Raw genomic sequence first — 14004 nt, 5'->3', positions numbered from 1 at the left:
GCTAACGAGATCCCGACGACGATCCCGTCGTCGAGTTCGACGAAGATGACGAAGAACTCGAATAATCCGAGCTCAACGGTTTCGCCCGGTCTTCCTGGTAGCGCCGTACCGCGCTCGCGGCGAGCGGCGCGTCCGCGCCCGCGTAGGGCATGGGCGCCACGAGGTCGGCTGGCCGCGCGAGCATCGCGGCTAGGTTCGAGTACGTCGCGCAGCCGAACGCCACGCCGGGCCGCGCTTGACCCGCATCGCTCATGCCGGAACGCTGTGTAAGCGTTCCGCACGCCGGCGGCGTCGCGCGTCCACTGTCCCCGGGCGTAAAGCCAATCACCGATGGATCTGGCATGCCGAGCGGCGGTCGCGCCGACATGCACGACGTGAGGCTGGCGCTCGCTACACCGGCGAGAATGGTGGCAATGAGGGAGAGCCGAGTATTCATTATGGTCTCCATATCAATAGACAAAGCCCGCAGCGCCAATGAGGCGAGGCGAATTGCCCGCGAGCGGGTCGATCGGAAGCGACTGGCGCACGGCAAATTCGATGTCACTGCTAGGGGTGATGACATCGTCCAGCGCACCGCGCAGCCGGCCCGGCCCAGTCGGACCGACGATATACGGTGTCACGATTACGACCAGCTCCGATTTGTTGTTCTGGTATTTCGTCGACGAGAACAGCTTGCCGAGAACGGGCAACCCGCCGAGCCCGGGAAGCTCGGAGAGCACGTCGCTCGTCGAACTCTGCAGGAGTCCGCCGATTGCGAAGCTCTGCCCCCCTGACAGCTCGACAGTGGTTTCCATGCGGCGCACGGTCAGCGCCGGGACCACGATCGAGTTGAGCGTGATGCTATTACTCGGATCGATCTGGCTGACTTCAGGCCGTACGGTGAGGCTAATACGGTTGTCGGCGAGCACGGTCGGCGTGAAGTTCAGCGCGACACCGTAGGGCTTGTACTCGATTGTGATCGTGCTCGTCGTGCCGCTCTGGGGCACGGGTATCGGCAGCTCACCACCTGCGAGGAAGCTCGCTGTCTGACCCGACATCGCGGTCAGGTTCGGTTCGGCCAGCATCGTCAGCAAACCTTCCTGGTCGAGCGCGTCGAGGACCCCTTCGATCGTCGTGCGGCCCGCTTTGAAACCGCCCACCACCGAGAACGCACCGCCGGACGGCAGGTTGAAGAGATTCGTCGTCGCATCAAAAATGGCGCGACCGTTGAACAACCCACCGAAGAAGTTGCCGCTCGCTCCAATGGCATTCCAGTTGATGCCCAGTTGCTGCGTAATGTTGCGATCTACTTCGGTGATGCGCACGCGCAGCAGGACCTGGATCGGGTGTGCAATCGAAAGACGGTTCACGAGTTGCTCGTTGGCGTGAAGATACGGTTGCAGCGTTTGCACAATGGCATCGGCATCCGCCGCGCTTGGTACCGCGCCAGTTACCATCAATGAGCCGGGCGCGCCCGACACGGTGACCGCGAATTTGGGGAAGCGCGCGTCGATAAGACGTTGAATCGAAGCCGTATCCGTCGACACACTGATCGTCTTTCGGAGAATTTCCCGATTGTTCGTCCCAAGTGCGAAGAGTGTGGTCGTGCCGGACTTCTTGCCGAGCACGAACACCGAGCGCGGCGTCGGCACATGGACATCGGCAACGCTTGGGTCGGCGACGAACACGGCAACGGCGGGCTGCGGCAGTTGGATCAACGTGCCGCTGCCTGCCGCAACTGTCAGCACATCAGCTGCCTCGCTCGCCCATGCCGCCCCCGTACCTGGGCCGCAGAGCGTAGCAATGACTACCATCACGGTGCCAATGCCGGTGACGGCAGGACGGCCGCCTGCGTAAAGCCACGCGCAGAGTGAAAACGGCTTGCCGTGTGTGAGGCTGAACATGTGTCGTCCTATGATCCTGCGGAAATGGCGGAAGCTGAGTCAGCGTGTGCGGGAGCTGCGGGTGGCGAGCCACTGGGCAGAGGAGGCACGCCCGGCGCACCCGTCGACGTGCTGCCGGGCAATTCGCCGCCTGCCTGGTCCACTTTCGAGCCACGGTAGATGACGACATGCGGCGCCGGAGACTGCGTTTTCGCCGAGAGCGACTCTGCTGGTGCGCTCACTGCGCGCAATGCGCGCGAGACATCGCCGGCCCACACAGGACGTCTGTGCGTCATGGCGACGTCTTCGACGTCCGGCGTGTGCCGGTCACGCGTGGCAAAGCTGCGCAGCGCAAGCGAGAGCGTGCCGAGGTGAGCCGCGACCGTAATCGTCTCGGCGCTCGCCGGTGTGACTTCGATGGTCACAGTGCGAGCGGCCGTGCTCGGGGCATTCGTGCTCGAGGCGCTGTCGTCATCCTTTGGACGACGAAACGCTGTGCCGACCGCCAGCACGCGCACACGCTCGGCGACCGTTTCTGATTCAACCGCGCGTGCGGGGTCGACCTTGGCGCCTGTTTCCGCCCGCATCTGCTGGGTCAGCAAGATGTCGACATAGTCGCCAGGCTGAATGAGGCCAGCATTGCCCGACACGTCGTCAACGGCCACCGAGATCGCGCGCATACCAGGCTTGAGTGCAGCCGCAAGAAACCCAGGGGCGCTCGGCAAGATCACGTCGGCAACGCCAAGCGGCGTCCCTGCGCGTACTGCGTGCCGCAGTAAATCGCCCTTGAGGTCTTTTCCATCGCTGCTGTTGGAGGCTTCTTCGATGAGCGCACCCGCCGGGACCTGGTCGCGCGGCATCGTCTTCCATACGAGGTCCACGTCGCGCAACAGCAGGCCGTCCGGCAGATCGTCGGCTGCTGCGCGCACGTGCACCATCGACGACTGCTGGGCCACGCGCGGGCTCGATGCCGAAATGTACAGCGCGCGGATGATGAATGCGCCAATTGCGGCGATGACAACGAGCGCGGCTAGCTTGATGAAGTTTTGCATATAGGCGACGTTGTATTAGGCAAGCGGCGCACAGCCCGTGCAGCAATAACCTTAGGTTAATTCACCGAATAGTCGGAACAGCGCGAGCGTCGTCCGAAGACTGGCTGTGGGCTGCAGCAAGACTGCGACGATGCCGCCCAACGCGAGCGCGACGCCGTACGGGACGCCTCGCTCCGGCGCAATCCAGTCAAGCCGCATGCTCATGTCCGCGAGGGCGGGAATTCGCTGCATGCCGGCTACAGCGAGCACTGCGAGAGCAACAAGCAATCCGCTCAACGAAACGACCACCAGCACCGGCCAGGATTCCGGCCCCGCCCAGAGAAAGACCGCGGCGGTGAGCTTCGCATCGCCGCCGCCGAGCCAACCCAATCGAAACATCAATGCAGCCACGACAAGCGATGCCCCCCCCGCGGCCACATGGATGCCCCATGACGCACGGCCGAAACCGGCCATGGCGGCGCTGACGAAATACAGGGCGGCAAACGCGGCCACGGCGGCATTGGGCAGACGCCGCATGCGCAGATCGGAGCCTGCGAGCATGATGAGAGTCACGCAGGCACCTGCTTTCACTACACCGGGCGCTATCATCGTTTTCCGAATGTGCCGAGCAAGGTGGTCTCCGGCCCGCACGTGCTCGTGGTGAGCCGGAGCATCACGACCACTAGATTGCTTGGGTTGCCTTTGTGATCAGCGTCTGGAACACAGCCTGAAAGCCGCCGGCACCTTGCAGGAACGCACCAAGCGCGACCAGCACAGCGACGATGATGCCGCCAAGAACGGCATATTCCAGCGAGCTGACGCCGCGCTCGTCGCGCGAAAGGGAACGGATAAAACGCAGCATGAGAAGACTCCTTGTTAGGTAACGCCTGCATACAGGCTTGCTACGCGGATTGGCGACGAAGGAGGACAGACTCATCCCCCAAACCCGTCTAACGGCAATTGGCCGGCAAGCTTGAGCCCATCGCGCACAGAACGGGATCCGATGTGGACGCCCTTTCTCGATGCTTATCGTATTTCTGGCCGCAGCGTTACGATCCATCGAATAGAGGGGTAAAACAGTTCCAGTTTTTACCTTATAAAGACCTTTCATGTCAGACAAATATGGCTTACGCAGTAACGCTCAGTGGGAGGAATGCAGCATCTTGAGGCATCGCTGAGCCTCATTGCCGAGGCAGCGACGGACAGGAACGCGACCATCGTCGACGCGGGCGGAGAAGCGTCAGCGCTGGTCGATGATTTACTCGAACGCGGATACTGAAACTTGAAGGTACTCGATATGTCCGCCGCGGCCCTCCGGGCGACAGAAAGACGTTTAGGTTCCGTAGCCGAACGGATAACGTGGTTAGAAGCTGACATCACGGCAGGAGAGCGCCCACGAATGGATATGACACCTGGAATGACACGCGCCGTGTTTCACTGCCTGCCCGACGCATCACAGCGGACCGCATTTATCCGCCTGCTGACGAGAGTCTTGAAAGCCGGTGGCCACCTGGTCACTACTACATTCGGCTCAACCGGACGAACCAGATGCAGTGGACTTGACGTGACAAGATACGATGATTAGTCTCGGTCCCACGAAATCGGCATCGAATTCGAATTGGTAAGCAGCACAATTGAAAACCATCAAACGCTAGCGGGTGCTCACCAGCAATTTCTTTACTGCGGCTTCCGCGAGCTGTAATTGCCTCGCCAACGCACCTCGGCGTCGCACGCCGGACAAAGTAAAGGTCGAATCCAACACGACTGTAACCGTCGGCGGCTTAGTTGCCGGAGGTCTCGCGCCCACGCTGCTTTCGATGCTCGTGGCGAATGTCGGTGCCACGAACGGCATAGACGACGGATTCGGCGATGTTGGTAGCATGGTCGCCGATACGCTCAATGGATTTCGCGATGAACAGGTAGTCGAGCCCAGTCTGAATTGTCCGGGGGTCTTGCTTCATGGACGTGACAAGCTTGACTACGAAGGCCCGAAATTCGGCGTCGATGGCTTCGTCGTCGAGGACAATCTGCGCGGCTGCGGTTGCGTCCATGCGGGCAACTGCGTCCAGTGCTCTACGGAGCATGTGTAAGGCCATTTCGCCAGAAGTCTTGATTTCAGCGATGTTGAGGTTCCACGCGCCGGCGTCCATGGCAACGCGGCGAGTGCGTTTCGCTATCTTCCGTGCCTCGTCCCCAACACGCTCAAGGTTGGCCGCGCACTTCGAAGTCGCCATCAGAAGGCGCAGGTCGGATGCCGCCGGCTGCCAACGGGCAATGATATTGACGACTTCGTCGTCGATTTCTATTTCCATGAGATTGAGCCGGCGCTCAGCGTCGCCGACATGCTCAAGAAGTGCCAGGTCGAACGTCCTCAACGCTTCCAGCACGCGCGCAATCTGTGACTCGACCAGACCACCCATTTCGAGCAGCCTCGTCGAGACCAGATTGAGTTCGGTATCAAACCTGCTTGAAAGATGCTTGTCTGGCATGTTCTGTCCTCGACCAGGAGTGGCGATGCCGTGCGTGCGCTGGTCGTGTACAACAGCGTAAGCGCCGCGTTATGTGCGACCAGTTTTGACCGCTTCGACAGCCGAAATCGCCGCGAGCAGCCGCTTCGCTGATGCCGCCTCGAGCAGAATCAGTCCCGCGCGCAGAAGCTCACTCTTCTTCACAGACACGCCCGCGTCCAGGCACTTCTGTTTCAGTGCCGCAATTTTCTCATAGTCGGACGTCGGCATTGTGAAGCTGTCGCGCACGACCTTCTGCTTCTTCACACGCTTAGCTTTTTCCTCTACGGCTACATCAGTTGACGTGGCTTCCACCGGCACCACCCGCTTTTGTTTCTTCGCTTTCGTCGGGGCAGCCCGTACATCGGAGGCGACGCCGTCCACCGCGACCGCCTGCCGCTCCTCGACTACGGCACTCCCATTGGCATTCTTCGGAAAGTGAAATGCCTTCTTCGTCGCCTTCCTGATACGGGGTTCAATCATGGCCGTCTCCAGATTAATAAACGATATAAACAGTATATATCGTTTAAAAGTCAATTCCGGCTTGATGGTGAACGGCCCCGTGAGGCGCCGACTGGAAAGCTGTCCACAGACCTGTTTGCAAGGCTGTGGAAACACACAGGAAAGTTCAACAAGCGGCCGATGTGACTGGATTTGTGCAATGCGAGCGTTAGCCACGCATCGAACAGGCGCTGACGATAAAGATTCTATGAAGTAAGCACACCGTCTTTCGAAAAACAGCTGGGTATGTTCAGACAAGATGAGGGTAACTGACTTGCGTGAACCATAGGATGATTCAATTTGCACGGAGGCCGACAACGTCGTTTAATCGATTTCCAGCTGGCTACCATGACTCTTGCCGCACGCCCGGAGCGCACAATGGCCGACCTTAACTTTGAAGACGTCGTCAAGGCAATCGCCTCTGACACCAATACCCCGACCGAGACCGTATCGAGGATGTACGCTGAGACGTGGGCCCAATACAGTGACGGGGCGCGTGTCCTGGACTACCTGACAGTCCTCGTCGCTAAACGCGTCCGGGAAAATCTTCGTGGGATTTCGCAAGACAGGCGCTAGACCGCCGCCCCAAAGTTTTATTTAATCGTTTCGGAGTATCCAGCGTCATAAGAGTGCGCCCGCGAACCTTTCGTTGCCCTTGCATTCGCTGCGTGCCTGTTGTTGAGAAATACAGTCCGTTGAGCGGCTCACTCTATCGCCGCATGTATCGCGTCATGAGGCATACGGTAGGTGTGTCGACTACGAGAACGGCATCTCAAGTGTGCGAGGAACGGCATCAACGGTACTAGAAATCCTCGCGAGGTCGCTGTCAACCGACCTGTCGCGCCGAAAGTGGAAGCGAAAATCCGACGACAAAATCACGCTCGCGCCGGAATGCTCAAGGCAAGCGGCTGCCTTGGCCGATTAGCCCGTCCCGCGCAGGATTTCACGTGCCGCGCGCATGTGGCGCTTTCTCAGTTCTTCCAGATAGCGCAAGGCCGCCTCGACTGTCTTCGGCTCGCGGAGCTGGAATGAGTACTCCCGCAGCAGCGTCTCGCTTGTGACGACGTCATTGAGCTTGCCAAGTTCGTCCTGTACGGACGTCAGGCGTGAGATGCTACCCTCATGACTACCGTCCAGGACTGGCGAAAAGAACTCCAGCAGATATCGCAGCTTCTTCCCGGCGATCCGTACGTCGTGAAGCGCCGCGTAGCCTGCCCCTCCATGCAAGGCAACTCTCTTCACTCTTTTCCTGACCGCCTTCTCGGCCGATTCCAAACGTTCCCGCGCAAACTCGTCAATCGTGGGACTGACGGCACGCAAACCCAGCTGGTGTCGGGCGCCTGTCAGTGCGCGCTCGATTATCCGCTCGACGCCGGCGTTCCCGATTGTGCTTCGACTGAGCGACAGCGCGGCGGCACGATGCTCGTCGACGGATTCGAGAAGTGAGGCAAATTCGTGCTGCAACGACTGGTCCGCTGCTAGCAAGTCGCGCAGGACATCCCAGTCGCGCGTTTTGCCTGCGGCATTGGCCAGCGATTTGAACTCGCCACGCTGCAGCTCGGAGTCATTCCGGTCGAGTAGCGGTTGGTAAGCCCACCAGAGCGAACGCAAACGACGAAGCGCGACGCGAAGCTTGTGGAGGATTTCCGGGTCCGCTTTCAAATCCAATGCCTGAGCGCGCCGCACTGCATCCGAAGAAACTGACGTCGCCAGACATGCAAACGCGTCGGCCGCCGACATGGTCCGGGTTATCGGATTCGCTCTTTCGCCCTCGTCGTCGGGGCCGGGTGTGCACGCGCCTGCTGCTGCCGACACGGGAGTGTTGGAACTCATTTCCGTAATACCTGCGAACATATTGTGAACAGGAATTGCAAGCGGTCGACACCGCCCCTCTCGAGAGTTCCACGACGTGCCATTATTTCAGACGCATTCCCTCGCCCGATTAAATCGTACAACGATAAATTACCGAAAGCCAATCGAGCTTTTGGCTCACCAAGAGTATTGTGGAAAATCCCGCCCTGCCAATAGACGCCTAACGGCAATACCGGGTCGAATGCCTCCCCGCGAAAGGTTGCCGTTCCAGAGCGAACCGGGGCGATGCACGTCTAGCCGTCAGAACCCACGGACACGGCGCGGCTAATATCAATTCTGTAACCGGCAGTGACCTGCTATGGCTCACTGCCGGCTCTGAGTGGGTTTACGACACTGGCAGTGAGTCGCCGGAGACATGAACACGTTCGCCAATCTGGACTGGCGGCTGCGTCGAGTAGTCGAAATTCCGGCAGCTGCCATCCCGTATTCCGACCTGCGCCCGGTAGCTCGTGGCCTTGCGCACCGCATGCTCGATGCCATTGCCCGCGAGTCCACCGCCAAAAGCTCCCGCAATCGTGGCCAGAACGCAACCACTTCCTCCTCCAACCTGATTTCCCCGCAGGTCACCAGCGACAACTCCGTATACGGCTCCGAGAACCGTTGTCGGTTCGGTTTCCTGAACTGTATTGACTGCGACAATTTGGCCGGCGTTCGGGTCAACCGCGATTGGCCTTGGTGCGGGTTGCACGGCGCTTTGATACGTGTCGTTGCCTGAATACCCGGGAGCCTGCTCAACTGGAGTGGTCCGGTGACGATACAAACGAGGCTGGACTGGCGCATCCTCCCGCGTGAAGAACTGCTGAGCGTCTGGTTGCGGCAATACAAGCGGCGCGCTGGCGGCCTGAGCGACGACCGGCACAGCTTGCGTCGAAGGCGCGGTCGTTGCCTTGGACATCGGAAGAATGCCGGTCATCGCAGAGATGCCAGTCGCACTAGCCAGGACAACGGCCACTGCCCCGCCTGCAACCAGAGGGTGGGTACGACTGCGTTGCGGCAAAGTGGAAGCCGGGATGGTATTCATGTCGCGCTCCGTTGACGTGCGTCAGCAAGAACGCCGGAGCCGACAAACCGGTGGGCGTAACGACCTCGATATTTGTAAGCAGTTTTGGCGTTTCCCGGCTGTCTTTCGCCAGCGTTGTCCCGGACGTACCGCTTCAGATGGCGTCCGGCGCGTCAGGCAACCGCTCCGAACAAGGCACCGACACCTGAGGACACGCCCATGGCTAAAGCGCTCCAGAAGACCACCCGGATAACACCCGGGCCAACTTTCGCCCCGCCCGCTTTCGCGGCCAGGCCACCCAGAGCCGCCAGCGAAACAAGAGCAGAGACGACGATGGCCGGCAGTAGTACGGATTCGGGCGCGAGCGCGGCTACGATGACCGGCAACGCGGCACCAACCGCAAAGCTGCCGGCAGAAGCCAATGCGGCTTGCAGAGGACGGGCTGCAGTGACCTCCGAGATGCCCAGTTCATCGCGAGCATGAGCACCCAGCGCATCCTGCGCCATCAGCTTTTCGGCAACCTGCCTCGCAAGCGGCAAATCCAGGCCCCGCCGCAAATAAATTGCCGTCAATTCTCGATGCTCGCGGGAGAAGTCGGCATCGAGCTCCGCCCGCTCCTGGACCAGCGCCGCCTTCTCCGTATCCGCCTGCGAGGAAACCGACACGTATTCTCCCGTCGCCATCGACATGGCCCCTGCAGCCAGGCCGGCCACAGCCGTCAGCACTACGCTTCCGTGAGTAGTGTGCGCGGAGGCTACGCCGGCAACGAGGCTGGCCGTTGAGACAATCCCGTCGTTGGCGCCCAGTACAGCGGCACGCAACCAGCTAATGGATTCCAGACGGTGCTGCTCCTCATGCCGAACAGGCATAACTCCTCCATCTTTGAAATGTTGATTCACTGGCTCACAGCGGTGGCTGCAGTGGCAGTCGTTTGGTGAAGCTGTTATGGCAGTGCAGTGCACCGGCTCGCTGGATTGTGACGTCCCTCCCGTGGCATTTCCTGCCAGCGCGACGGGTCTCGCGATTCGCGCTGCAGCTTTCCCCCCCTGCTCGACCGGTCGGTACTCACCTGACCACGTCAGCGGCTAGTCATATTCTTCCATTTGCGTATTTAATCGCGTGTGCGAAAGCACCCAACCCATAAGCCGGACTTCCCGTCCTGGATTTTAAGACATATACCACAGCATCGCGAAGGTCCGGCCCTGGGCCGGCCCCCCGCAGCACGTCGCAATGACCACATCCATTTCCGGAGCAGAAGGGCCGACGAACGGGTCCCAGGTCTTTGCCCGTAGCTTGCCTAATCCGGAAATAGTGGGGCACCGCTGCTCAAGCGTCCGTGGATGCACATCGACTGCCGGCTCGATGTCAGCACTAAATGCATCGGATCGCAGGCCGCCAGATTCGCGCAGCAATGCCTCGGCCATGACACTACGAGCGGAATTGGCGCGACACAAAAACAGGACGTTGCATTTCTGATGCCATAGAACACCCCCGTCATATTCTGGCGATAAAGTTTTGCGAGAATTCAAAAGGGGACGTTTTTCGCAGCCGTGACATCCCTTCTTCGAAGACGTCCTAAGGTTCAGGCTCTTCGCGCCAGGCGCGAGGGCTTCACATCCTGCGAGCAGGTCACAGGCCTTTAAAGGAGCGTGGCCCTGATGCTCTGCCAGGCCACTTTTTAGATTTACGCCACCAATCCTCTGGGCGCGTGGTGCGTTACCTTTATTGCAAGACATGACACCGAAGGAAACTGGTCAGGCGAACCAAAACCGCACCGTGACCCAAATTGCGGCCGACTTCGAGGAGCTTCTGGCGACACGACTCTCATTCATTGACGCGAGCGAGAGACTCGAAATATTGTGGGACGAGGCGAATGCGGCGGCGAGTCGCCTGTTAGGCAATAGTCTCGGGTACGGCTATATCGCCTTGCTCAGGCAGATGCACGCAGAGTTCGGTTCTCGCTATCCAGATGGCGACGACAGGGATTTGATGGGAACGAGGCCGGCACCGGCAAGCGCCAGGATGCAGGCAAGCCCGGGAGGGCTTGACGATGCCCGAGCGTTTGACTGCGCCGCCACAAATTGATGTATGCCATTGATGCAAGCGTTTCGCACCCGGCATGACAGTGTCGGGACCTGCCATCCCAAAGACCGATAAACCCGGGAATCTGCGCGAGCTTGCTCCCGGGCGGTGCGGGTCGTTGCCGACGACCAGAGGGCCAACGAGCAGAATAAGACAATTGTCCTCAGATGGAGTCGGGCGCGCCCCTCGTTCTGTAACCCGAGACAAAACGCACCTGTTCGCGCCGGGTCAAGTCAACGCCAACGTCATCGACAACCACTTCTCTTATCCAACGGTCACGATAATGAGCGCGGCAGGTCTCGCTATCGGCAGCGGTCAGCGCAGGCATCTACGGAAACCGGCGTGGCAGGGACGACTCCAGGGGACGAACGGCGCTAGCCCTCCCCCGCTCAGGCGCAACTGGCGTGAACAACTTACGCCGACGACATGGATGCGTCTGCCTCCCCGATGGCCACATCCGCCTTGACGCCGACAAGGCCCTGCGGCCCCGCGCCAGCTGAGCTGTCTTCGCTCTTCAGCGCTTCGCACAGGGGTGCCCAAGACGCCGCGTCGACCGCCGCTATCCAGCCCCACAGAACCGACGTCGTTGTTACGCACCAAAGCCGCGCATTGAGTCACAAAACATTCACTGAATATCGTGCGACGTCGGCCGTAAACAAGACGCACGCCACGCTGATGACTGTCCTCCGCCACAAGTGCTGTATGAACCCGCGTGAGCTAGCACCCGCCCACCGAATTGCGAAGTATGCAGCCCCCCCATGAGCAAACTCACCGTAAAAAGCCGCCTCCTGATTGTGACGATGGCCGTCTCCGCTATCCTGATTGCCGTTGGAACCGCAGGACTTTTTGGCATGACGCAGGGAACGAACGCCCTGAAAAGCGTCTTCGAAGGCAGGGCGAAGGCACTGCAAACCATATCGACAATCGATGAGCTTGTGGGGGAGACACATTTTTCTGTGAGTGACGCTGTCCTCGACCCGTCAGCCACGAAAACCCAGGTAGTGACTGAGGCAACAGCGCGCCGCGTCGAGAAAATTGACCGCCTCATCGACAATTTTTTGAGCTATCGGCTGGACGGAGACGAGAAAAAGCTCGCCACGCAATTCGTGTCCAACTGGCGCACGCTCCGCGACAAGGGATTCAAGCCCGTCGCACAGTTGCTGCAGGCAAACAACCTGTCAGAAGCGCAATGGGTGGTGACTCAAACCATCGAACCTACCGCTGCGGCAGTCAAGTCAGAAGGGGCACAACTGCGTGAACTTCAACTTGAAGCGGCACAGGCAGAATACGACCGCGCATTGAGCACCAGCCGGATAGTGCAATGGGTCGTCGCCGGGTCCATCGCCATAGGCGTCGGCGTAGTTGCACTGCTCTGCGCGTCTTTGGCACGGATGCTTTTCAATCAGCTCGGCGGTGAACCAGCGCTAGCGGCCAGCATTGCTCATCGGGTCTCCGAGGGAGATTTGTCGGTCGTCGTTCCCGTAAAAGATGGCGACACCCACAGCATGATGTACGCGATGAGTCTGATGCGTTCAAGACTGTCATCGATGATTGGAGGCATCCAGTCGTCTGCCGACACCATCGCCAATACAACCACCGACATCAACGCAGGCAACACTGCACTGGCGGGCCGAACGGAAGAGCAGGCTGCGAGCATCGAGCAGACGTCTGCAAGCATGGAGCAACTGGCATCAACCGTTAAGGCTAACGCTGACCACGCTGTACAGGCGCGCGAGCTTGCGAGCGTCGCGTCGGCCAAGGCACGAGAAGGGGACCGCGCAGCAGCAGATGCAGTGCTCAGAATGCAGAGCCTCGCGGAACGCTCGGCCCAGATTCGGGAAATCACATCGGTAATCGAAGGTATCTCGTTTCAGACCAATCTGCTCGCACTCAACGCTGCTGTAGAAGCGGCGCGCGCGGGAGCCCAAGGTCGCGGATTTGCTGTTGTTGCCCAGGAGGTGCGGGGTCTTGCGGAGCGCAGCTCAAAGGCTGCGAAGGAAATCGCTGCGCTCATTAGAGATGTAACGACAGAGGTGGATTCAAGCGGAACCGCGGTAAAGGTTGCCGGCGAAACTATCGTAGAACTTCTTGGCTCCGTTACAGGCGTGTCAGAACTCGTCGAAGCAATCGCACACGCCTCTCGCGAACAAAGCGCGGGCATCGACCAAATCAATGCGGCGGTTTCACTCATGGACCACATGACCCAGCAAAACTCAGCTTTGGTTCAAGACAGCGTCAGTGCCGCGAACGCTTTGGAGATACAGGCTCAACAGTTGCGACAGGCCGTTCAGACGTTTCAACTCTGACGCAGACCTGGGTCGGCCTACTGACAGGGAACGGACGACGTAAGGGCATCTCGGAACCCGCAGTCCTGGCGGGAAAACAGCAGCTGGCACCCCGGTCGCGCTTCGCTACAAGCCATGTTTTCAGCGCATCACCCCGCATGCAACTTGTCCGACAGGCTCCATTGGTACCGGACTGATGCCACCCTGCCATGTGCAAGCGCCATCGGGTAAAGAATCCTCGCCACGGCTGCACCTATCCATTCGCCACGGCTCGCAATCTCGTGCTCATCGGCAATGAGCGCATTGCGCGACGGGCATCTGCACAACATCGATGCCGCCGCTTGCGCGCATGCACAAGATGACGACCGAACCTCGTCACGTCGAACTGGGTCATCGTCGTCCTCATTCTGACCGTCGGCGTGCTATGCCATTTGCGATATAGCACCTTCAAAGCTTCACAGCCACATCACATTCCCCGGCCAGATTAGATAAATATAGTGACCAGCGCGAAATCAATAGGAAATTTAAATTTAAGATAACGTTTACACCTTTGCCTCAATCAACCTGGGGCCCTGTTGAAATGCGCCGCAGTGCCGTTAAGCCGTATGAGAGGACATGGAACGCAGGTTCGGACAATTTCGCAAACTGGCACGAGAAGCGAGATAGACGCATAGGCTTCTTCGGGCAGCGACCGCCCGTTGAAATTTGCCGGATTCCATCGTCGGGGCGCGCGAGAAACTCTCATCGGTGTTTCCAGGTGCGAGTCATCGGCGCAGCGCGAATATGCGAATGGTGCTGAGCACGTTGAACGATGCCGACGAGTATTGCGCGGCGACCTTCGCTCCGGAAGTTAAAAAATCGCCA

14 protein-coding genes are annotated in these 14004 nt (G+C 59.6%); 4 read left to right on the top strand and 10 right to left on the bottom strand.

The window, feature by feature from the left end; genetic code table 11:
* Window position 1: 1 nt before the first annotated feature.
* The 7 genes from AC57B1_RS32130 to AC57B1_RS32100 form a co-directional block, all read right to left on the bottom strand.
* The gene (locus tag AC57B1_RS32130; RefSeq protein ID WP_496419744.1) at window positions 2-436 is read right to left on the bottom strand and encodes a CpaD family pilus assembly lipoprotein; all 435 of its coding nucleotides are present in this window, start codon (window positions 434-436) and stop codon (window positions 2-4) included.
* Window positions 437-449: 13 nt separating this feature from the next.
* A complete protein-coding gene (locus AC57B1_RS32125) occupies window positions 450-1793 on the bottom strand; it encodes a type II and III secretion system protein family protein (RefSeq protein ID WP_496419790.1) in 1344 nt (447 codons plus the stop codon).
* A gap of 98 nt (window positions 1794-1891) precedes the next feature.
* Window positions 1892-2914, bottom strand: a complete 1023-nt coding sequence (gene cpaB / locus AC57B1_RS32120) for a Flp pilus assembly protein CpaB (protein ID WP_496419743.1) — start codon at window positions 2912-2914, stop codon at window positions 1892-1894.
* A 51-nt stretch (window positions 2915-2965) separates the two neighbouring features.
* A complete protein-coding gene (locus AC57B1_RS32115; RefSeq protein WP_496419742.1) occupies window positions 2966-3466 on the bottom strand; it encodes an A24 family peptidase in 501 nt (166 codons plus the stop codon).
* Between the two features lie 109 nt (window positions 3467-3575).
* Window positions 3576-3755, bottom strand: a complete 180-nt coding sequence (locus AC57B1_RS32110) for a Flp family type IVb pilin (RefSeq protein ID WP_266262089.1) — start codon at window positions 3753-3755, stop codon at window positions 3576-3578.
* Between the two features lie 919 nt (window positions 3756-4674).
* Window positions 4675-5382 carry a phosphate signaling complex protein PhoU gene (gene phoU, locus AC57B1_RS32105; RefSeq protein WP_496419741.1) on the bottom strand — a complete coding sequence of 236 codons (708 nt, stop codon included), beginning with the start codon at window positions 5380-5382 and terminating at the stop codon, window positions 4675-4677.
* A 69-nt stretch (window positions 5383-5451) separates the two neighbouring features.
* On the bottom strand, window positions 5452-5883 hold the full coding sequence (locus tag AC57B1_RS32100; protein WP_496419740.1) for a hypothetical protein: 432 nt from the start codon (window positions 5881-5883) through the stop codon (window positions 5452-5454).
* 396 nt (window positions 5884-6279) lie between these two features.
* Between AC57B1_RS32100 and AC57B1_RS32095 the strand changes: the two genes are divergently transcribed.
* Window positions 6280-6477 (top strand): DUF3562 domain-containing protein, encoded by a 198-nt coding sequence (locus AC57B1_RS32095; protein WP_496419739.1) that lies wholly within the window; start codon window positions 6280-6282, stop codon window positions 6475-6477.
* A gap of 345 nt (window positions 6478-6822) precedes the next feature.
* Here AC57B1_RS32095 and AC57B1_RS32090 read toward each other — a convergent pair whose 3' ends face one another.
* On the bottom strand, window positions 6823-7734 hold the full coding sequence (locus tag AC57B1_RS32090) for a CHAD domain-containing protein (RefSeq protein ID WP_496419738.1): 912 nt from the start codon (window positions 7732-7734) through the stop codon (window positions 6823-6825).
* A gap of 394 nt (window positions 7735-8128) precedes the next feature.
* Between AC57B1_RS32090 and AC57B1_RS32085 the strand changes: the two genes are divergently transcribed.
* The gene (locus AC57B1_RS32085; RefSeq protein WP_496419737.1) at window positions 8129-8488 is read left to right on the top strand and encodes a hypothetical protein; all 360 of its coding nucleotides are present in this window, start codon (window positions 8129-8131) and stop codon (window positions 8486-8488) included.
* A gap of 458 nt (window positions 8489-8946) precedes the next feature.
* Here AC57B1_RS32085 and AC57B1_RS32080 read toward each other — a convergent pair whose 3' ends face one another.
* Together AC57B1_RS32080 and AC57B1_RS32075 are read right to left on the bottom strand one after the other, a co-directional pair.
* Entirely contained in the window at window positions 8947-9642 is a 696-nt protein-coding gene (locus AC57B1_RS32080) for a VIT1/CCC1 transporter family protein (RefSeq protein WP_496419736.1), read from the bottom strand.
* Window positions 9643-9939: 297 nt separating this feature from the next.
* Window positions 9940-10509 (bottom strand): arsenate reductase/protein-tyrosine-phosphatase family protein, encoded by a 570-nt coding sequence (locus tag AC57B1_RS32075; protein ID WP_496419735.1) that lies wholly within the window; start codon window positions 10507-10509, stop codon window positions 9940-9942.
* Here AC57B1_RS32075 and AC57B1_RS32070 point away from each other — a divergent pair.
* Together AC57B1_RS32070 and AC57B1_RS32065 are read left to right on the top strand one after the other, a co-directional pair.
* Window positions 10508-10858, top strand: a complete 351-nt coding sequence (locus tag AC57B1_RS32070) for a hypothetical protein (protein ID WP_496419734.1) — start codon at window positions 10508-10510, stop codon at window positions 10856-10858. The genes AC57B1_RS32075 and AC57B1_RS32070 overlap by 2 nt on opposite strands.
* Window positions 10859-11613: 755 nt before the next feature.
* Window positions 11614-13161 carry a methyl-accepting chemotaxis protein gene (locus AC57B1_RS32065; RefSeq protein ID WP_496419733.1) on the top strand — a complete coding sequence of 516 codons (1548 nt, stop codon included), beginning with the start codon at window positions 11614-11616 and terminating at the stop codon, window positions 13159-13161.
* Window positions 13162-14004: the final 843 nt, after the last annotated feature.

The organism is Paraburkholderia sp. BGA-UO-ETr-F21 (genome assembly GCF_059567925.1).
The sequence above is the reverse complement of the archived record's forward strand: the minus strand, read 5'-3'. Positions and strand labels throughout refer to the sequence as shown.